Source organism: Variovorax sp. J31P207 (assembly GCF_030316965.1).
Taxonomy (GTDB): Bacteria; Pseudomonadota; Gammaproteobacteria; order Burkholderiales; family Burkholderiaceae_C; genus Variovorax; species Variovorax ginsengisoli_B.
The window spans coordinates 97140-114459 of record NZ_JASZYN010000004.1 but is presented as its reverse complement, the minus strand read 5'-3'; the positions used below and the strand labels follow the sequence as shown (position 1 = coordinate 114459).

Annotated in this window: 16 protein-coding genes and 1 tRNA gene; 10 read left to right on the top strand and 7 right to left on the bottom strand. The window is 63.9% G+C overall.

Annotated elements, in window-relative coordinates; genetic code table 11:
• Positions 1 to 51 precede the first annotated feature (51 nt).
• Positions 52 to 741, top strand: coding sequence for an SIMPL domain-containing protein (locus QTI68_RS15140; RefSeq protein WP_478139685.1), 690 nt, complete (start codon positions 52 to 54; stop codon positions 739 to 741).
• A 17-nt stretch (positions 742 to 758) separates the two neighbouring features.
• Here QTI68_RS15140 and QTI68_RS15135 read toward each other — a convergent pair whose 3' ends face one another.
• Complete coding sequence (locus QTI68_RS15135; protein ID WP_286522386.1) at positions 759 to 1529, bottom strand: 3-hydroxybutyrate dehydrogenase; 771 nt, start codon at positions 1527 to 1529, stop codon at positions 759 to 761.
• A 252-nt stretch (positions 1530 to 1781) separates the two neighbouring features.
• On the opposite strand from QTI68_RS15135, the gene QTI68_RS15130 reads away from it, so the two are divergent.
• The 3 genes from QTI68_RS15130 (at position 1782) to QTI68_RS40155 (ending at position 4661) form a co-directional block, all read left to right on the top strand.
• Positions 1782 to 3923: a RelA/SpoT family protein gene (locus QTI68_RS15130; protein WP_286523169.1), complete on the top strand. Its 2142-nt coding sequence runs from the start codon at positions 1782 to 1784 to the stop codon at positions 3921 to 3923.
• A 50-nt stretch (positions 3924 to 3973) separates the two neighbouring features.
• Positions 3974 to 4050: transfer RNA gene (locus QTI68_RS15125), tRNA-Val, on the top strand.
• 158 nt (positions 4051 to 4208) lie between these two features.
• On the top strand, positions 4209 to 4661 hold the full coding sequence (locus tag QTI68_RS40155; RefSeq protein WP_353506432.1) for a GyrI-like domain-containing protein: 453 nt from the start codon (positions 4209 to 4211) through the stop codon (positions 4659 to 4661).
• On the opposite strand, the gene QTI68_RS15120 is transcribed toward QTI68_RS40155, so the two are convergent.
• Positions 4594 to 4833 (bottom strand): hypothetical protein, encoded by a 240-nt coding sequence (locus tag QTI68_RS15120; protein WP_503011682.1) that lies wholly within the window; start codon positions 4831 to 4833, stop codon positions 4594 to 4596. The two genes, QTI68_RS40155 and QTI68_RS15120, sit on opposite strands and share 68 nt — an antisense overlap.
• Before the next feature lie 156 nt (positions 4834 to 4989).
• Between QTI68_RS15120 and QTI68_RS15115 the strand changes: the two genes are divergently transcribed.
• Positions 4990 to 7536, top strand: a complete 2547-nt coding sequence (locus QTI68_RS15115) for a glycosyltransferase (protein WP_286522385.1) — start codon at positions 4990 to 4992, stop codon at positions 7534 to 7536.
• A 15-nt stretch (positions 7537 to 7551) separates the two neighbouring features.
• Here QTI68_RS15115 and QTI68_RS15110 read toward each other — a convergent pair whose 3' ends face one another.
• Both QTI68_RS15110 and QTI68_RS15105 read right to left on the bottom strand, forming a co-directional pair.
• Positions 7552 to 8244, bottom strand: a complete 693-nt coding sequence (locus tag QTI68_RS15110; RefSeq protein ID WP_286522384.1) for a class I SAM-dependent methyltransferase — start codon at positions 8242 to 8244, stop codon at positions 7552 to 7554.
• 43 nt (positions 8245 to 8287) lie between these two features.
• On the bottom strand, positions 8288 to 10621 hold the full coding sequence (locus QTI68_RS15105; protein ID WP_286522383.1) for a hypothetical protein: 2334 nt from the start codon (positions 10619 to 10621) through the stop codon (positions 8288 to 8290).
• Between the two features lie 132 nt (positions 10622 to 10753).
• On the opposite strand from QTI68_RS15105, the gene QTI68_RS15100 reads away from it, so the two are divergent.
• Together QTI68_RS15100 and QTI68_RS15095 are read left to right on the top strand one after the other, a co-directional pair.
• Positions 10754 to 11929, top strand: a complete 1176-nt coding sequence (locus QTI68_RS15100; protein WP_286522382.1) for an FkbM family methyltransferase — start codon at positions 10754 to 10756, stop codon at positions 11927 to 11929.
• A 151-nt stretch (positions 11930 to 12080) separates the two neighbouring features.
• On the top strand, positions 12081 to 12527 hold the full coding sequence (locus QTI68_RS15095; RefSeq protein ID WP_286522381.1) for a hypothetical protein: 447 nt from the start codon (positions 12081 to 12083) through the stop codon (positions 12525 to 12527).
• 21 nt (positions 12528 to 12548) lie between these two features.
• Here QTI68_RS15095 and gdhA read toward each other — a convergent pair whose 3' ends face one another.
• Positions 12549 to 13892: an NADP-specific glutamate dehydrogenase gene (gene gdhA / locus QTI68_RS15090; protein WP_286522380.1), complete on the bottom strand. Its 1344-nt coding sequence runs from the start codon at positions 13890 to 13892 to the stop codon at positions 12549 to 12551.
• A 230-nt stretch (positions 13893 to 14122) separates the two neighbouring features.
• Here gdhA and QTI68_RS15085 point away from each other — a divergent pair, with 230 nt between their 5' ends.
• From QTI68_RS15085 to rimO, 3 genes are all read left to right on the top strand, one after another.
• Positions 14123 to 14491: a hypothetical protein gene (locus QTI68_RS15085; RefSeq protein ID WP_286522379.1), complete on the top strand. Its 369-nt coding sequence runs from the start codon at positions 14123 to 14125 to the stop codon at positions 14489 to 14491.
• 124 nt (positions 14492 to 14615) lie between these two features.
• Positions 14616 to 15149, top strand: coding sequence for a polyhydroxyalkanoate synthesis repressor PhaR (phaR, locus tag QTI68_RS15080; RefSeq protein ID WP_478139604.1), 534 nt, complete (start codon positions 14616 to 14618; stop codon positions 15147 to 15149).
• Positions 15150 to 15188: 39 nt separating this feature from the next.
• A complete protein-coding gene (gene rimO / locus QTI68_RS15075; protein ID WP_286522377.1) occupies positions 15189 to 16595 on the top strand; it encodes a 30S ribosomal protein S12 methylthiotransferase RimO in 1407 nt (468 codons plus the stop codon).
• 21 nt (positions 16596 to 16616) lie between these two features.
• Here the strand turns inward: rimO and QTI68_RS15070 are convergent, their stop codons facing one another.
• A complete protein-coding gene (locus QTI68_RS15070) occupies positions 16617 to 16955 on the bottom strand; it encodes a DUF1090 family protein (RefSeq protein ID WP_286522376.1) in 339 nt (112 codons plus the stop codon).
• A gap of 77 nt (positions 16956 to 17032) precedes the next feature.
• Positions 17033 to 17284, bottom strand: coding sequence for a hypothetical protein (locus QTI68_RS15065; protein WP_286522375.1), 252 nt, complete (start codon positions 17282 to 17284; stop codon positions 17033 to 17035).
• Positions 17285 to 17320: the final 36 nt, after the last annotated feature.

The following is a 17320-nucleotide window of genomic DNA, read 5'->3' as shown; positions in this document are numbered from 1 at the left end:
GGGCCTTTTTTCGTTTTCCAAGGAATTGCCGACTTGAACAATCTCAAATGGATGGCGGCCTGTGCCGTCTGGATGGCTGCCGGCGTTGCCGCGGCCCAGACCGTGTCGATCGCACCGCCGCAGAACGTGCTCCAGCTGTCCGCCAACTCGACGGTCGAGGTCCAGCAGGACCTGCTCTCGATGACGCTCAGCACCACCCGCGAAGCCGCTGACGCGGCGACCGTCCAGACGCAGTTGCGCACCGCGCTCGATGCGGCGCTGGTCGAGGCGCGCAAGAGCGCCCAGCCCGGCCAGCTCGACGTCCGGACCGGCAACTTCAACCTGGCACCGCGCTACAGCCGCGAAGGCAAGATGACGGGCTGGCGCGGCACCGCGTCGCTGGTGCTCGAAGGGCGCGACTTCCCGCGCATCACCCAGACCGCAGGTCGCATCAGCACGCTGTCGATCGCCAACGTCGGCTTCGGCCTGAGCCGCGAACAGCAGGCCAAGACCGAGACCGAGGCCCAGTCCGTGGCGATCGACAATTTCAAGCAGCGCGCCGACGAACTCGCCAAGGGGTTCGGCTTCAGCGGCTACACGCTGCGCGAAGTGTCGGTCAACGCCCATCTGGGCGGACCGGTGCAGCCGCGCATGATGGCGATGGAGGCGATGGCCAAGGCCGCCTCCGATGCGCCGGTCCCGATCGAAGCGGGCAAGGCCAACGTGGTGGTCAACGTCTCGGGCTCGGTGCAGCTCAAGTAGGCCGCGAGCAGGCCGCCTTACTGCGCGGTCCAGCCGCCGTCCACTTGCCAGGCGACGCCGCGCACCTGGTCGGCGGCCGGCGAACACATGAACACCGCCAGCCCGGCCAGTTGTTCGACCGTGGTGAATTGCAGCGAGGGCTGCTTCTCGCCCAGCAGCTCAGTCTGCGCCTGGGCCAGCGAAATGCCTTCGCGGGCCGAGCGGTCGTCGATCTGTTTCTGGACCAGCGCGGTCAGCACCCAGCCGGGGCAGATCGCGTTGCAGGTGACGCCGGTGGTGGCGGTCTCGAGCGCCACCGACTTGGTGAAGCCGACGATGCCGTGCTTGGCCGCCACATAGGCCGACTTCTGCGCCGACGCCACCAGTCCGTGCGCCGAGGCGATGTTGATGATGCGGCCCCAGTTGGCCTCGCGCATCGCCGGCACCGCGAGCCGTGTGGTGTGGAAGGCGCTGCTGAGGTTGATCGCGATCACCGCGTCCCAGCGATCCACCGGGAAGTCCTCGACCTTCGCGACATGCTGGATGCCGGCATTGTTGACGAGCACGTCGACGCGGCCGAAGCGGCTGGCGGCGAACTTCATCATGTCCTCGATGTCGCCCGCGCGGCTCATGTCGGCGCCGTGATGTTCGACCTTCACGCCCAGCGCGGCGATCTCGGCCTTCGGGCCTTCCGAGTCGCCGAATCCGTTGAGAACGATGTTCGCGCCCTGGCCGGCCAGGGCTTTCGCGATGCCGAGCCCGATGCCACTGGTGGACCCCGTGACAAGCGCGGTTTTGCCTTTGAGCATGATGACAATCTCCGAATGAATTAGGATGCAACGAGCCCATTATCTTCATCGCGATTTAGCCTTTTCCTACATGACCGCGCCCGCCATTTCTCACGTGCCTCGTGAAGCTCGCGGGCCCTTCGTGCGGCCCATGCTTTCCAGGCGGGGCGCCCCGTGAAGCGCGAGCAATCCAACCTGCACGTGCCGGCGCCGTCGGAATCGCTGGTGGTCGACTACCCGCTGTCGGCCGCCACTGCCGAACGCACGCCGGTGATGGCCAACATGCTGGCGCGCGCGCGCGCTTTCGCCGAACCGCTGATCGCCGACGAGACGCTGGACACCGGCGAGAACACGCTGGCGCATGCCGATGCCGTGGCTGCGATCGTGCGCGCCATGGGCGGTTCCGAGGCCATGCAGGCGGCCAGCTACCTGGTCTATTCGTGCCAGCACCTGAACCGGCCGCAGGAGGTCATCGCCAAGGTGTTCGGCGAGAACTTCGCAGCGCTGGCGGTCGAGACCACCAAGCTCGTGCATGTGCAGAAGCAGGCCCGCTCGGCGACGGCGAACGCGCAGCCGGAGGCCGCCGGCACGCAGACCGAGAACGTACGCAAGATGCTGCTGGCGTTCTCGCGCGACCTGCGCGTCGTCATGCTGCGGCTGGCCTCGCGCCTGCAGACCTTGCGCCATGCGGCGGCCAGCAAGCGGCCGCTGCCCGAGAACGTGGCGCGCGAATCGCTGCAGGTGTTCGCGCCGCTGGCCAACCGGCTCGGCATCTGGCAGGTCAAGTGGGAGATCGAAGACCTGTCGTTCCGCTTCCTCGAACCCGAGACCTACAAGCTGATCGCGCGCCTGCTCGACGAGAAGCGCATCGAGCGCGAAGGCTACGTCGAGCAACTGCGTGCGCGCCTCGAGCGCGACCTGGCGGCCGAGGGCGTCAAGGCCACGGTGCAGGGACGGCCCAAGAACATCTACAGCATCGTCAAGAAGATGCGCGGCAAGTCGCTCGACTTCGCGCAGGTGTTCGACATCATGGCGTTGCGCGTGGTGGTGGCCGACGTCAAGGACTGCTATGCGGCGCTGGCCTGGGTGCACTCCCACTTCCAGCCGATCGACGAGGAGTTCGACGACTACATCGCGCGGCCCAAGCCCAACGGATACCAGTCGCTGCACACGGTGGTGCGCGAGGTCGTCGGCGGCCATGCCGGCAAGCCGATCGAGATCCAGATCCGCACCGAGCAGATGCACGATCATGCCGAGCATGGCGTGGCCGCGCACTGGGCCTACAAGGAGGCTGGCCACAAGGGCTACGCGGGCGTCTGGGCCAGCGGCGAATACGACGCCAAGATCGCGGTGCTGCGGCAACTGCTGGCCTGGGAGCGCGATCTCTCGGGCGGCCAGCGCGGCCAGGGCCTGTTCGACGACCGCATCTACGTGCTCACGCCCGACGCCGCGATCGTCGAGCTGCCGCAGGGCGCGACCGCGGTCGATTTCGCCTACACCGTGCACACCAGCCTCGGCCATCGCTGCCGCGGCGCGCGCGTCGACGGCGCGATGGTGCCGCTCAACACGCCGCTGCAGAACGGCCAGACGGTCGAGATCATCGCCGCCAAGGAAGGCGGCCCGTCGCGCGACTGGCTCAATGCCGACCTCGGCTACCTCGTCAGCCATCGGGCGCGCGCCAAGGTGCGCGCCTGGTTCAACGCGCAGATCACGCACGAGACCGTCGCGCGCGGCCGCGAGGCGGTCGAGAAGCTGCTGCAGCGCGAGGGCAAGACCGCACTGAAGCTCGACGACCTCGCGTCGCAGCTGGGCTTCAAGTCGGCCGACAACCTGTTCGAAGTCGTCGGCAAGGACGAGTTCTCGCTGCGCAACATCGAGATGCTGCTGCGGCCGCCCGAGCCGCCGCCGGGGCCGGACGACGGCGTCGTCATCAAGAAGGCGCGCGGCAGCGAGCAGTCGGGGCGCGGCGGCGTGCTGGTGGTCGGTGTCTCGTCGCTGATGACGCAGCTCGCCAAGTGCTGCAAGCCGGCGCCGCCCGATGCGATCCGCGGCTTCGTGACCAAGGGCCACGGCGTCAGCGTGCACCGCGCCGATTGCAGCAACTTCCGCACGATGGCGGGGCAGAACGGCGAGCGTGTGATCGATGTGGAGTGGGGCACGCAGAAGGGCGGCGATGCGGGCTCGGTCTACGCGGTCGACGTGGCGGTCGAGGCGGCCGACCGGCAGGGCCTGCTGCGCGACATCTCGGACGTGCTGGCGCGCGAGAAGATGAACGTCATCGGCGTGCAGACGCAGTCGGTGAAGGGCACGGCGTGGATGACCTTCACGGTCGAGATCGCCGACGTCACGCGGCTCAAGCAGGTGCTCGCGGTGGTCGCTGCGGTGCCCGGTGTGCGTTCTGCGCGACGCCGCTGAAAAAGTGCCCTCAGAAGCCTGCTATACTTCGGCCTCTCGAATACAACCTCAGGCGCGTAGCTCAGCTGGTTAGAGCACCACCTTGACATGGTGGGGGTCGTTGGTTCGAGTCCAATCGCGCCTACCAAATTTCCCCTCTGAGAGTGACCAGCTCTCAGGCCTACGGGGAAATTTTTTCTCTCCTCCCGGCATCGCTTCAAGCTTTGCTTTCTCCCGATCGCAGTCGGCTTGCACCGGTTGGAATTCAATCGGGATGACGCGCGGCAAGAATACGACGCGGCGGCGATGCCGGCCGTGCGAATCGTCGCGCGCGACCTGCGCAACTTGTCTGTGCAGTGCGGCACCGTGGGCCACCCGCCGCCATTCCGCACGCGCAAAGCGCGTGCACCCTCATTGCGAAGACAACACCGTCTCGGAATCTCTCGGCGTGTCTTGCGGCGATCCCGACGATGCCGACACTTCCGATACGACGCAGCAGCTTTCGCGCCAAGGCCGTGGTCGATCGTCGACGAGGAGATCGAGATGCTGGGCATTCCGGCCTGCCGATACGCTCCGCATCGCTTGGCGGGCCCCAGCGCGCGCTTCTCGAAGGCAATCAATGCCCTCTGTGGCCGATGGCTGCCGAGCAGCGGCCATGAACCCGACGACCGGCTGACTCTCGAGCACGACCTCACTCGCTGCGCACTGTCACCCCGTGCGACTTGCGCACCGCTTGACGCATGGCGTCGGCCACCTTGACGAAGCCCGCCACGTCGGCGCCATCGACGTAGCTCGCCGTGCTGTCTTCCCGGCGGCCGTGGCTCAAGCAGTCCTCGTGGATGCTGCGCATGATCGAGCGCAGGCGCACATCGACTTCCTCGCGCAGCCAGGAAATGCGCCAATGCTTGTCTTCATGGGTGGAGTCCACCATGGTTCTCCCCGGCGCATTCTGGATGGGCCGGCGGCCTGGCTGATACAAGTTACATTTGAAACTTCACCGCTTTTTTTAGTTGGCGATCGGTGCTTGAGGTACGCTGCATGTTGCGGCCTGCCGGAAGCAGCTTTGCCGCCATACCTCAATTTCGAAATGACAGGCACCACTTCTCCATCCAGGGCAAGTTTCACAATTTGTGCATGGAATTATTTCGGCTACGCTAAGACGTTGCAGCAGTCCCTGCGGCAATCCAACCCGGAACTGCCTTTCTTCATATTTATTGCTGACCGAGATTCACCAGAAATTCCCTCGGAACAACGGGAAAACGTAATCAATATCAACCCGGGAATTGTTTCAAACCTGGATTTCATGGCGTTTCGTTATTCGATTATGGAGTTCAACACCTCGGTTAAGCCCCATTGCATTGAATATTTGTTCGACCGGCTCGGCTATGAACTGGTCGCCTATATCGATCCTGACATTTTCGTGCTTGGATCCCTGGATGGAATTTTCCAAGACTTGGAGCTCAACGCTGACTGTGTTCTAACGCCCCATATCACCAAGCCTCTGTCCGACGGGAGGCTGCCTGACGATCTAGCGATTGGGCGCGCGGGTGTCTACAACCTGGGATTCGGAGCGTTTGCCAACCGGCCCGAGGCACGCGAGTTCCTGAGTTGGTGGCACAAGTGGCTGGATACGGATTGCGTGGTGGACCTTGTTCGCGGCATTTTTGTAGACCAGCGTTTTTGTGATTTCGCCCCCTCTTTCATTGGTCGAACCAAGATTGAGAGGGATCCTGGCTATAATTTAGCCTATTGGAACCTGCCTCACAGAAGGGTCGAACGCCAGAACGGCATGCTTTTTGCCAATGGATCGCCGGTCAAGTTTGTCCACTTCAGTGGCGTGAACAAAGACAGGCCACTCGACTTTTCGAAGCATCAAAACAGATACACCGCCGAAACAATCGGAGAATTGCGGCCATTGTTTGATTTCTATGTCGAACGACTCCGCGTCAGCGACGTATGCGGCGATCTGCACTTCTCGACGATCGAATACGGATTCCTGCGTACCCAAAATGGGCAGTTCATCACGCCCCTGCTTCGTTCGTTCGTGACATGCACGAGCAATGAACTCGAGAGCAAGGGGCTGTCGCCCTTCGATTTGACTCCCGCCTACTGCGCCAGTCCTGCCGATGAATGCGCGCCCGAGCATGCGGAAAGCGTCAGCAGGCTTCTGCAGCACGTGCATGCGCGGCGAGGCGACTTGCAGGAAGTTTTCGACATCGGCAGCGCGAATGGGCGGCGCGGATTGATCGATTGGGCGATCGGCAACTTCTCAAACGAGTACGAAATGGCGGTCGATTGGGTCGTGCCAGCCGTCATTCGAGCGCAGCATGCGGAAGAGCAGCGTGCGCAAGAGGCGTCGCAGAATCACCTCGTCGCCGAAATCGTGCCCGCGTTCGTGCCGGAGGCTGCCGTCGCAACGGACTCTGCGCAAGATAAAGTGTCGATCGGCGCCCGATTGCAGAGGAGCTTGCACCGTCTCCTGCCCGCAAGGGACGATGCCCCGCAGCCAGCCGTGATTGAGCGGGACGCGCCGACGTCAGTGCGACGCCTGCCGGGTCTGGCCATCTATGGGTTTCTCAATTCTGAAACCGGAGTGGGGCAAGCGGGGCGCGCCTTGGCCGGCGCCTTCGCGACAACCGGGAAGCCGCTCTCGACACATTCCTTCAGGCCGCCCCAGTTCAAGAATTCGGTGCAATTCGCTACCGACGATGGCCTTGCGAATCACATGCAGCACGCACTTCTTGCGATAAACGCCGACAACGTGATCAATTTGTCAAATTACATGGATCCTAGCGAGGTTGCGTCAAACTCGACGATTGGTCTGTTTTATTGGGAGCTCCCGGTATTTCCGGGAGCTTGGGCGCGAGCCGCCGATCGCGTTGACGAAATCTGGGTGTCGAGCCAGTTTGTTGCAGAGAGCCTGCGAACGACCACGAGCAAATCGATCCGAATCGTGCCGCTGCCGGTGCCGATCAACGACCTCGGGATCGGGGAAGCGCGCACCGCGCTGGAGCTTCCGCACGACCGTCTGATCTATCTCGTCACCTTCGACTTCAACTCATTTCCACAGCGAAAGAATCCGATGGCAGTGCTGCGTGCATTCGTGGACGCATTTCCGAGAGCATCCGCATCCGCGCCGCTGCTGATCGTCAAGTGCCATGGGATGCACAACAGAAGCCATTTCGAAAAGGAGATTCGGCAATTCGCCGCTCTGCACTCCCATATCCAAATAATCGACCGGATCTTCTCTACGACTGAAATCCTCCAGTTGCAGGCAGCGACCGACGTATTCGTCTCGCTGCACCGATCCGAAGGCTTCGGCTTGAATCTTGCCGAGGCGATGGCTGCCGGCAAACTTGCCGTCGGGACTGCCTTTTCAGGCAACATGGACTTCATGGATTCGTCTAACAGCCTGCTGGTGGACTACAAGATGAAGGCGCTGAGCGAGGGAGACTACGTCTTTTGGAACGGGCAGTGGTGGGCCGACCCCATTCACGACCATGCAGTGGCGGCGCTTGAGCAGGCCGAAGATTCCTCGCTGAGGAGTCGCCTCGGGGCCGCTGCCCGCGTGCAGGTGGCCGATCTCCTTTCGGTGTCACGAGTGGGAGCGGTGATGTCGACCCATCTCAACTGATCCCGAGCGCTTCACTCAGCGAAGTAGACCATACGCCAGCTGGAGCTTGCGCTTGCGATCTGCGACATCGTTGGCCGTGAAGCGACCGAAGTATCGATCGCCCCAAGTCTCGTCTTTCTGCAAGTCAAACGCACAATCGTCGGCCATGGCGCGGATGCATGCGACGTTGGGTGACCAAAAATTGGTGATGTCGCCAGCCAACTCGTCTGCGCGGTAGTAGCGCGCCACCGCCAGCTCGGTTGCGAGTTCGCTCGACGCGTGCGTTTCGAGGTACATCGTGCCGTGGCAAAGCGAGCGTACGATCGCGAGGCCCTTCATCATGTCGGGGAGATGGTAGAGCACCCCGAGAAAGATCACATGGTCGAAGGTCCCAAGCATCGAGGTCGAAAGGTCGTAGAGATTCGCGCAGCGGTAGTCGACCTGGATGCCGGTAACCCTCTCCATGACGCCGAAGCCGTGCGCGTCCTTGGTTCGGTAATCTACAGCCACCACGGCAGCGCCCCGACGGCAGGCCTCCAGCGTGAAATAGCCGTCGGAAGGGCCGATGTCCAGGACGCGCATGCCATGCATGTCGGACGGGAACGCCAGCTTCTGCAACAGGAATGACGGGTTGTACGAGCCCGGCGTCATCAGCCCAGGGAAGATCTCGAACGTATGGTGCCAGTGAGGAACGGTGGAGACCAAGCGTTGGGCTTCTTCAAATGTCATAGAGCGATCTGGATGAATTGTTGAGCAGGGGCGGGCGATCGGGTCAGGGATCGCGGCGCAGTATCTTCAGTTCAGAGCGAATATTGGCACAGTCGTACGTTGTTTCGCCAGTCTGAAGCAAAAGGCCGATCGTGATGGTGCCACTCAATCCGCTGACGTCGGCGAGCAATTCAAATCCGCTATCGGCAAGGCTGGGCCGCTGAAAGTACTTAGCGACATCTTCGCGCCCGGCGCGCGCCGTTGAGAACACAAGTCGGCGGCCACTGCCGTCCTCCAAGAAAATCTGCGTCGCCTGCGGCAGCACTCCATCCTTTGCCGATGCAGCAAGCCACCCACTCACCCGCAGAAGGCTCGGTTCGACGGCCGTCACCTCCCTGGCCGGGCGGGCGTCGATCGTATCGATCGAGCCGTCGCAATTTCGCCCCAATCGCGCTCCAGTCTCCACTTCCTGCAGCTTTCCACGCGAGCCGAGGCGTTCGGCACCTTGTCCGAGTTCGCGCGCGCCGGCTTGATGAAACTCGACCCCGATTTCGTCGCGCCAGGAGCGCCACGTGCCTGCTGTTTCAAACGCGACTGCCCGTACTGCATTGCCTTGCAGCATCCTGGTGGCACCGAAGAGCAGGCTGAAGGCCGACGTCTGGTCGACCAAAGGCGAAAGGAGGAATGGTGTGGCGGCGGTGCCGGACACCAGGCGATAGCTGTGCACCGCGCCAGAAGCCAAGGTAACGCGCATGTGAAGACTGTTCGGCTTGAACAACAACGCCTGCAATCGGCCCAGCAGTGATGGAACTGGGCGCACTGTGATGAACACGGGGCGGTCGGAATTCGGCACAGGCACGTCCTCCCCCAATCGAACGCGCCGCAATGGGCCCAAGGGCTCGAGGGGGGCAGGGATCACCGCCTGGGCTCGTGCCTCGAGTTGCAGATAGCCGGCGGTCGCGGCGACCGGAGTGTAGTTGGCAAGAAGCGCGGGCCAGCTCGCGCCATCGTCGGTTGCCGGGAAGCGGCCGTCCAGGGGCTCCAGTCGAAAGAAAATATTCTGAGGCCTGTCGGCGGTTGTGAGATGCCGTCGGTTCAGTTCGAGCAGGCGCGGCGTGTAGGCGGAATAGCTTTGCAGGACTGGGCGCGGATTCCAATGGTTGTCCGACGCCAGGAGATACGATTGTCCGTACGAGTAAACGTCGGTCGTGCCCTCGAGTGCGGGCAAGGCGAGCTGGTGGTTGATTGCCTTCAGCGCCTCTGCGTAGCGCCGGCCAAGGTCTTCCGGATGGGAGGTTCTGGTGCGCAGGCCTTTCCAGAGGGAAGCATAGGTGTCGCGCCAGGTCAGCGCCAGATGAGCGATGCTGCCCCCGTATCTCTCGGACATGCCAAGACTCGCCAGGAGGCAGGCGACGAGCAAGAGGGTAGCTGCACGTGCGCGCGAAATCATGGCCAGCAGCGAGGCACCCAACGTAAGCGCGGATGCTGACATCAGAACATGTGCATCGTGCCGCACGAAGCCGCCTTTGAAGGCGACGAAGAGAAACAGCGAGACAGCAGCAACCCTGAGGACCCGCACCGTCCCAGCAGCCCCACGCGTGAATGCACTGACGCCGACGAAGAGCGCGGCGGCGCCCAGGTAGACGAGGATGTCCGAGCTAGGCCCGTCGAGGGACATCGCCTCTGAATAGCCCGAAGAAACATCTGCAATCCCGAGCACGTATGCCGGCAAGCTTGAGGCAGATTGGCCCGCAAGCAACCAAGCCACGAAGAGCACGGCCGCGGGCACGATCGCACACGTGAGCGCCAGGCCCCATCGGCGAAGCCAGAGCGCCGCAAAAACGCACGTGCCGAGCATCCCAACGCTCAGGATGAACATGGTGCCCTTGATGGCAGGCAGCAGGCCAAAAGGTGCCAACACGAACACCGCAATCAAGAAATGCGACCCGCCAGTGTCATCGCCGTTTTCGATCAATTCCAAGAACGCCAGGCAACTGGCCAGCGCGACGCCATACAAAAGCGCATCCTTGTCGCCAGTCGCGGCAACGGCCAGTCCGGTCACCGCGATCCAGAACCACTGGCTTCGCCTTGCAAGGACCATCACGCTGAAACCGAACGCGAGCGCCAGCAGCAGACTGCCCCCCAGCATGAGCGTATCGGTTTGCGGGTGGTACAGGCGCGTATAGACCGAGGCATATGGTCCGAAAGTGAAAACGAGGTCGCGCCCGAACTGCAAGCCCTGCGACACAGCCTGGTTCATCGCAATGGCCCAGCCGTCGTCCAGAGTAGGACCTGGCATTGCTGGATCCAATGGGATGAAACGCGCGATCGCGGCGCAGAGCACGGCGAACACAAGAAGAGAGCGCAGTCGCGCCGGGTTGGATGTGTGGGATGTCAAGGTGTCAAGTAGCAGAGCAAAGCAAATGCATCCCAGGGGATGTGGCGGCAGTTTACTCACCTGCGGCGGACGGGACTCGCGTGGCCATTGACGGCAACGCTCGCGTTCCACTACCCTGCATCGGATCTGAACATGACCGTCGGTCATGTGCGTCAACTACAAATCCAGCGTCAAACGATGACATTTACGTCTTATGCCCAGAACTTCGAGGATGTCGTCCTGATGAGAGCGCTTGGCGATGTCGAGCAGGGGTTCTACGTGGACATCGGCGCCCAGCATCCAGTCGTCGACTCGGTGAGCAAGGCGTTTTACGAGCGGGGCTGGCGCGGTATTCATGTCGAGCCCGTCCCGGAGTACGCGGCCTTGTTGCGAGAAGATCGTCCCGACGAATTGGTCTTGGAGATCGCGCTTTCAGACCGTGCGGGCTATCTGAACCTGAGCGTGATCGAGGGCACCGGACTGAGCACTGCGGTGGAGGCATACGCACGAAATCACGTACGGGACCATGGCTTGAAGGCACGGGCGCTGCGCATGCCCACGGCCGCCATGCGCGATGCTCTGGCGTTCATTGGCGACCGGCCCGTGCATTGGCTCAAGATCGACGTCGAAGGCTACGAGGAAAATGTGCTGAGGGGTTGGGACAGCCAGGCTCTCCGGCCTTGGATCATCGTCATGGAAGCCACCGTCCCGATGTCTTCGGAACTGAATTTTGCCGGTGGTGATCGAATCCTGGACGCTGCGGGCTATCGGTTCGTCTATTTCGATGGGCTCAACCGCTTCTATGTGGCACCGGAGCACCCCGAGTTGGTGGAGCGCCTGCAGATTCCACCAAATGTCTTCGACGGTGTTCGATTGAGCGGCTTGGCGAGCCACGACTGGTGTCGTGGCCTGCTCGAGCGGGAGGAGGAAAGAGCGCGCGTTGCACATGGGCAAGCCCAACTGCTCCAGTCCCGGATTGATGGTCTGAGCAGCGAACTCGCGGCTCTGAATGACTCCGAACGACAACGCTCGCAACTCCAACTCGAAGCTCTCGCGTTGCGCTCTCGTCTGCGTGACTTCGAGGCGCGATTCCTGGCCTTGCGGATACAGGGCGAAGAACGGATTAGTGCTACACGCCGGGAACTTGTCGAGGCGATGCGACGAGGTGTCGAATTGGAAGAAGCGTTGATGCAGACTCGGGCCCGCTCTGAGACTCTGCAGGCGCAACTCGACGACCTTCGAGCCAGCAAATCGTGGCGCTGGACTGCCCCACTGCGGAACTTGAATTCCGGGCGCCGCACCCCAACGCGAAGACGGCCATCTTCTTGAGCACGTCCAGGCGGACGAGCATCGCTGAAAGCGATGCCTCCTTCCGACGCCGGTCGGGCCCCATCGATCCGTTCTGCGTCGGCTGTGAAGAGGGACTTCGCCTGCGCGATTGCATCGGATTCCTGCGCCGGGCCATCGATAATCCGACCGCATGAAATCACTCAAGCCCCTGGCCCTGGCGGCCGTTCTTCTCGCTGGCTGCGCGACGAGCGGCCCGAAGCCGGCGCTGAACGCGCAGGGGAGCGTGGCGACCCTCGCGGACGCCGGGCCGCGACCCGCATCGACCGCGATCCCCATCGATGCATTCAAGCGTCAGCTCAAGGACCCGGAGGGCGTGCGCGTTCGCGGCGTGCAGGCGCCGGGATTCCTGAGCGTGGAGTCCTCGATCTTCAGCCGGGCCTTCTACGGCTGGGCGATCTGCTTCGACATGAACACCCGCAACGGCATGGGCGGCTATGGCGGCTACCGCAAGCAATTGATCGTGGTGCGCAACGACGAACTGGTGGCCGCCGAGTCGGAGGATCCGGGGCGCAAGACCCAGGCGGCCTGGCTGCTGGACCTCTGTGAGCAAGCCAAGGTTGCCGCCGCGAAACCCTAGACGCGACCGCAGGCGGGCTTTTCAGATCACGCCTTGCGCCAGCATGGCATCCGCCACCTTGACGAAGCCCGCCACGTTGGCGCCATCGACATAGCTCACGGTGCCGTCTTCCCGGCGGCCGTGGCGCAGGCAGTCCTCGTGGATGCTGCGCATGATCGAGCGCAGCCGGCCATCGACCTCCTCGCGCGGCCACGACATGCGCATGGCGTTCTGGCTCATCTCCAGGCCCGAGGTCGCCACGCCGCCGGCGTTGCTCGCCTTGCCGGGCGCGAACAGCACGCCATGGTGCTCGAACAGCGCGATCGCCTCCATCGTGGAGGGCATGTTCGCGCCCTCGGCGACGCAAGCCACGCCGTTCTTCACCAGCGTGGCGGCGTCTTCGGCATCGAGCTCGTTCTGCGTCGCGCAGGGCAGCGCGACATCGACCGGCACATGCCACGGGCTGCGACCGGGCAGGAACTGCGCGCCGACCTGCGTGGCATAGTCGCCGACGCGTCCGTAGTGCCGGTTCTTCACCTCCATCAACTGGGCCAGCTTGGCCGGCGTGAAGCCGGCTTCGTCGAAGACGGTGCCGCTCGAATCGGACACCGTGACCACCTTGGCGCCCAGCGCCATCGCCTTCTCGACCGCGAACTGCGCCACGTTGCCCGAACCGGACACGCCCACCCGCAGGCCCTCCAGCCCGAGCCCCTTCTGGCGCAGCATTTCCTCGGCGAAGTAGACCGTGCCATAGCCCGTGGCTTCGGGACGCATGAGCGATCCGCCGAAGCTCAGGCCCTTGCCGGTGAAGACGCAGTCGGCGCCGTTGCTGAGCTTCTTCATCATGCCGGCCATGAAGCCGATCTCGCGCGCGCCGACGCCGATGTCGCCGGCCGGAACGTCCCGGTCGGCCCCGATGTGGCGGAACAGCTCGGTCACGAAGGCCTGGCAGAAACGCATGATCTCGCCGGGGCTCTTGCCTTTGGGATCGAAGTCGGAGCCGCCCTTGCCACCGCCCATCGGCAAGGTGGTGAGCGCGTTCTTCAGGGTCTGCTCGAAGGCCAGGAATTTCAGGATCGAGAGATTCACCGAGGGATGGAAGCGCAGGCCGCCCTTGTAGGGGCCGATCGCCGAGCTGTGCTGCACGCGATAGCCGCGCTGCACCTGGACGTCGCCGCGGTCGTCGACCCAGGACACCCGGAAGATGATGATCCGCTCCGGCTCGACCAGCCGGTCGAGCAGGCCGTGCTCGGCGTAGCCGGGGTGCTTCTCGATGTAGGGCCACAGGCTTTTCATCACTTCGGCGATGGCTTGCAGGTATTCGGGCTGGTCGGGATTGCGCGCCTGGGCGCAGTGCAGGAATTCTTCCAGCGTCTTGTATTTCATTCTCGTGCGCCATTCGGCCTTGGACAGGGAGCGGCGATTCTGGAGAGGAAGCGCACAGGCGTCTGTGCGATATGCCCTCAAGCTTGAAGGGAATTGTCCGGAGAGGGAAATGTCCCGAGCCGGACACCGTTGGAGAAGGGGCCTATGGCATTCGGCAACTGGCAGCGCCGACTTCAGTTGTGGTACCTTGGACTCCCGTCACCTCCTACAGCATCTGATCCAGGGCACCGATGAACACCCCCGCGGCCGAGACTGACTCCACGCTCGAAGAACTCCGCATCGCGGCACTGGTGCGCCAGGCGCCGCTCGAATTCGCGCGAGTGGTTTATGGACTGAACGACCGGGCCAACGGGCGGGCGGGCACCATGGCCGCCGAAGACGTGGCGCGCACCGTCCGCCAGGGCGTGCCCGTCACGCGCGAACGCGCCGAGCAGCGGGCGCGTGCCTTCCTTCCGCTGGCCGGGCAGGAGCACTGCCCACGCTGCTGGGTGTTCCATGGCATCAAGAGCCCGCTGCATTACCGCGAGGCCACCGACGACCGCCCGGAGTCCGGCGGCTGCAAGGTCTGCGGCGCGGAATACGCCACCACGCTGGACTAGCCGAACCGGGCGCCCCCGGGCGGCCTCCGGGATTTTCCGGTCAGGGTAAACCTAGGCGCGAGGCGGCAAAGCCGCTCCCTAGAATGGCTCGCGCGCCGTGGCGCCCAACCAGAAGGAGTTCCTAGTGCAGAGCAAGAAGTCCGGCGCCAAGCCGGCCCAGCGGGTGATCAAGAAGTATCCGAACCGTAGGCTCTACGACACAGAAACCTCCAGCTACATCACGCTCGCAGAGGTCAAGCAGCTGGTCATGAACAAGGCCTCGTTCGTGGTCCGCGACGCCAAGAGCGGCGACGACCTCACGCGCAGCATCCTGTTGCAGGTCATCCTCGAGGAAGAGGCCGGCGGGGCGCCGATGTTCACCGAGCAGGTGCTGGCCAGCATCATCCGCTTCTACGGCCAGGCGATGCAGAGCTACATGGGTCCCTACCTCGAGAAGAACATCCAGGCGATGTCCGAGGTCCAGGCGCAGCTCAGCGAGAAGGCGGAAAGCCTGAGCCCCGAGATGTGGACCAAGTTCATGGCGGTCCAGTCCCCGATGCTCCAGGGCCTGATGGGGAACTACGTCGAGCAGTCCAAGAGCGTCTTCCTCCAGATGCAGGAGCAGATGCAGAAGAACACCGAGCAGGTGCTCGGTGCTTTCGGCTTGAAACGCCCTTGATCGCGCTGCGGCGCCCGATAGCTGGGACAATAGGGGGATATGAGCGAAGTTGCCTCCCCTGAACGTACAGCCGCGCCGGCGGCCCCCAAAGTCGGCTTCGTGAGCCTGGGTTGCCCCAAGGCCCTGACCGATTCCGAGCTGATCCTGACCCAATTGAGTGCCGAGGGCTATCAGACCTCGAAGACCTTCGAGGGCGCCGACCTCGTCATCGTCAACACCTGCGGCTTCATCGACGACGCGGTCAAGGAAAGCCTCGACACCATCGGCGAGGCACTGGCCGAGAACGGCCGCGTCATCGTCACCGGCTGCCTGGGCGCCAAGACCGGGGAGCAGGGCGGCAACCTGGTGCGCCAGATGCACCCCAGCGTGCTGGCCGTGACCGGCCCCCATGCCACCCAGGAGGTGATGGACGCGGTGCACGCCAACCTGCCCAAGCCGCACGACCCCTTCATCGACCTGGTGCCGCAGGCTTTCGGCATCGCCGGCCTCAAGCTCACGCCGCGCCACTATGCCTACCTGAAGATCAGCGAAGGCTGCAACCACCGCTGCACCTTCTGCATCATCCCGTCGATGCGCGGCGACCTGGTGTCGCGGCCCGTCGGCGACGTCCTGTCCGAGGCCAAGGCCCTGTTCGAGGGCGGCGTGCGCGAACTGCTGGTGATCAGCCAGGACACCTCGGCCTACGGGGTCGACGTCAAGTACCGCACCGGGTTCTGGGACGGCAAGCCGGTCAAGACGCGGATGCTCGAACTGGTGCGCACGCTGGGCGAGATCGCCGAGCCCTTTGGCGCCTGGGTGCGCCTGCACTACGTCTACCCCTACCCGAGCGTCGACGAGATCATCCCGCTGATGGCCAGCGGCCAGGTGCTGCCCTACCTCGACGTGCCGCTGCAGCACAGCCATCCGGACGTGCTCAAGCGCATGAAGCGGCCGGCCAGCGGCGAGAAGAACCTCGAACGGATCGCGCGCTGGCGCGAGGTCTGCCCCGAACTGGTGATCCGCAGCACCTTCATCGCGGGCTTCCCCGGCGAGACCGAGGCCGAATTCGAGCACCTGCTCGACTTCATCCGCGAGGCCGGCATCGACCGTGCCGGCTGCTTCGCCTACAGCCCGGTCCAGGGTGCGGCCGCCAACGACATCCCTGGCATGCTGCCCGAAGCCGAGCGCGAGGCTCGCCGGGCGCGCTTCATGGAGGTCGCCGAAGCGGTATCGATCGCCAAGCTGCGCCAGCGCATCGGCGCCACCATGCAGGTGCTGGTCGACTCGGCGCCGGCCCTGGGGCGCAAGGGCGGCGTCGGCCGAAGCTACGCCGATGCCCCCGAGATCGACGGCATCGTCCGGCTGCTGCCGCCCGAGAAGATCAGCAAGACGCTCAAGGTGGGCGAATTCACCCGGGCCCGGATCGTCGGTGCCGAGGGCCACGACCTGATCGCGCTGCCCATCTGACCGAATGTGCGCCGAGGGCGCTCAGGACTTCTGAGCCGCCTTGAGCTTGCGCAGCTGCGCTTCGGCGCGCTCGAGCTCGATGCGCAGCTGCTGGACTTCCTGCTCCTGGCGCTTGATCTGCGTCGCCGGATCCTTGGCCGCCATGATCGCGTCGCAGTGAACCTGCAAGGCGGCCAGGGCGTCGCTGAGCTGGCGGCGTCGAAGCATCTGTCCGCGGGCGCGCGCCTGCGCGATGTCCTGGTCGAGGCTGGCTTCCTCGGCCTTGCAGCTGGCTGCGTCGGCGGGTTCTGCCGCCTGGGCGAACGACGCGTTGGCCAGAAAGAAGAGCGTGATGGCCAGGAGGCCGGTTTTCAAGCGCATGGCGGGACTGCCTGACAGAAGAGGGTTGAACGAAGAGCCTGCCGATTCTGCACCGGACCCGGGGCGGCGGCCATGGCTCAGCGGATCTCGACGCCGGCGCCGTCCGTCACGTCGATGCCGCTGCGCACGATGCCGCTTCGGCTGCGATAGGCCAGGATTCCGCGGCCGCGCGCGTCCGCGTTGACGCCGAAGACCGTCGAACGCTCGCCGTTCGCCAGTTCGAACGGGTTGCCCTCGACCGGACGCGTGCCGCCGTTGAGCGTGTCGAAGACATGCACCAGCTGGGCTTGGCCTGTGAGGTTGACGACAGTGATCTTGAGTTGGGGCATCCCGGGAATTCTGCCCGAGGCGATGGGGTGTCAAAG

Coding starts and splice junctions, on each gene's coding strand:
- QTI68_RS15140 (WP_478139685.1), top strand. CDS start 52: ATGGCGGCCTGTGCCGTCTGGATGGCTGCCGGCGTTGCCGCGGCCCAG.
- QTI68_RS15135 (WP_286522386.1), bottom strand. CDS start 1,529: ATGCTCAAAGGCAAAACCGCGCTTGTCACGGGGTCCACCAGTGGCATC.
- QTI68_RS15130 (WP_286523169.1), top strand. CDS start 1,782: ATGGCCAACATGCTGGCGCGCGCGCGCGCTTTCGCCGAACCGCTGATC.
- QTI68_RS40155 (WP_353506432.1), top strand. CDS start 4,209: ATGCCGGCCGTGCGAATCGTCGCGCGCGACCTGCGCAACTTGTCTGTG.
- QTI68_RS15120 (WP_503011682.1), bottom strand. CDS start 4,833: ATGGTGGACTCCACCCATGAAGACAAGCATTGGCGCATTTCCTGGCTG.
- QTI68_RS15115 (WP_286522385.1), top strand. CDS start 4,990: ATGACAGGCACCACTTCTCCATCCAGGGCAAGTTTCACAATTTGTGCA.
- QTI68_RS15110 (WP_286522384.1), bottom strand. CDS start 8,244: ATGACATTTGAAGAAGCCCAACGCTTGGTCTCCACCGTTCCTCACTGG.
- QTI68_RS15100 (WP_286522382.1), top strand. CDS start 10,754: ATGACCGTCGGTCATGTGCGTCAACTACAAATCCAGCGTCAAACGATG.
- QTI68_RS15095 (WP_286522381.1), top strand. CDS start 12,081: ATGAAATCACTCAAGCCCCTGGCCCTGGCGGCCGTTCTTCTCGCTGGC.
- gdhA (WP_286522380.1), bottom strand. CDS start 13,892: ATGAAATACAAGACGCTGGAAGAATTCCTGCACTGCGCCCAGGCGCGC.
- QTI68_RS15085 (WP_286522379.1), top strand. CDS start 14,123: ATGAACACCCCCGCGGCCGAGACTGACTCCACGCTCGAAGAACTCCGC.
- rimO (WP_286522377.1), top strand. CDS start 15,189: ATGAGCGAAGTTGCCTCCCCTGAACGTACAGCCGCGCCGGCGGCCCCC.
- QTI68_RS15070 (WP_286522376.1), bottom strand. CDS start 16,955: ATGCGCTTGAAAACCGGCCTCCTGGCCATCACGCTCTTCTTTCTGGCC.
- QTI68_RS15065 (WP_286522375.1), bottom strand. CDS start 17,284: ATGCCCCAACTCAAGATCACTGTCGTCAACCTCACAGGCCAAGCCCAG.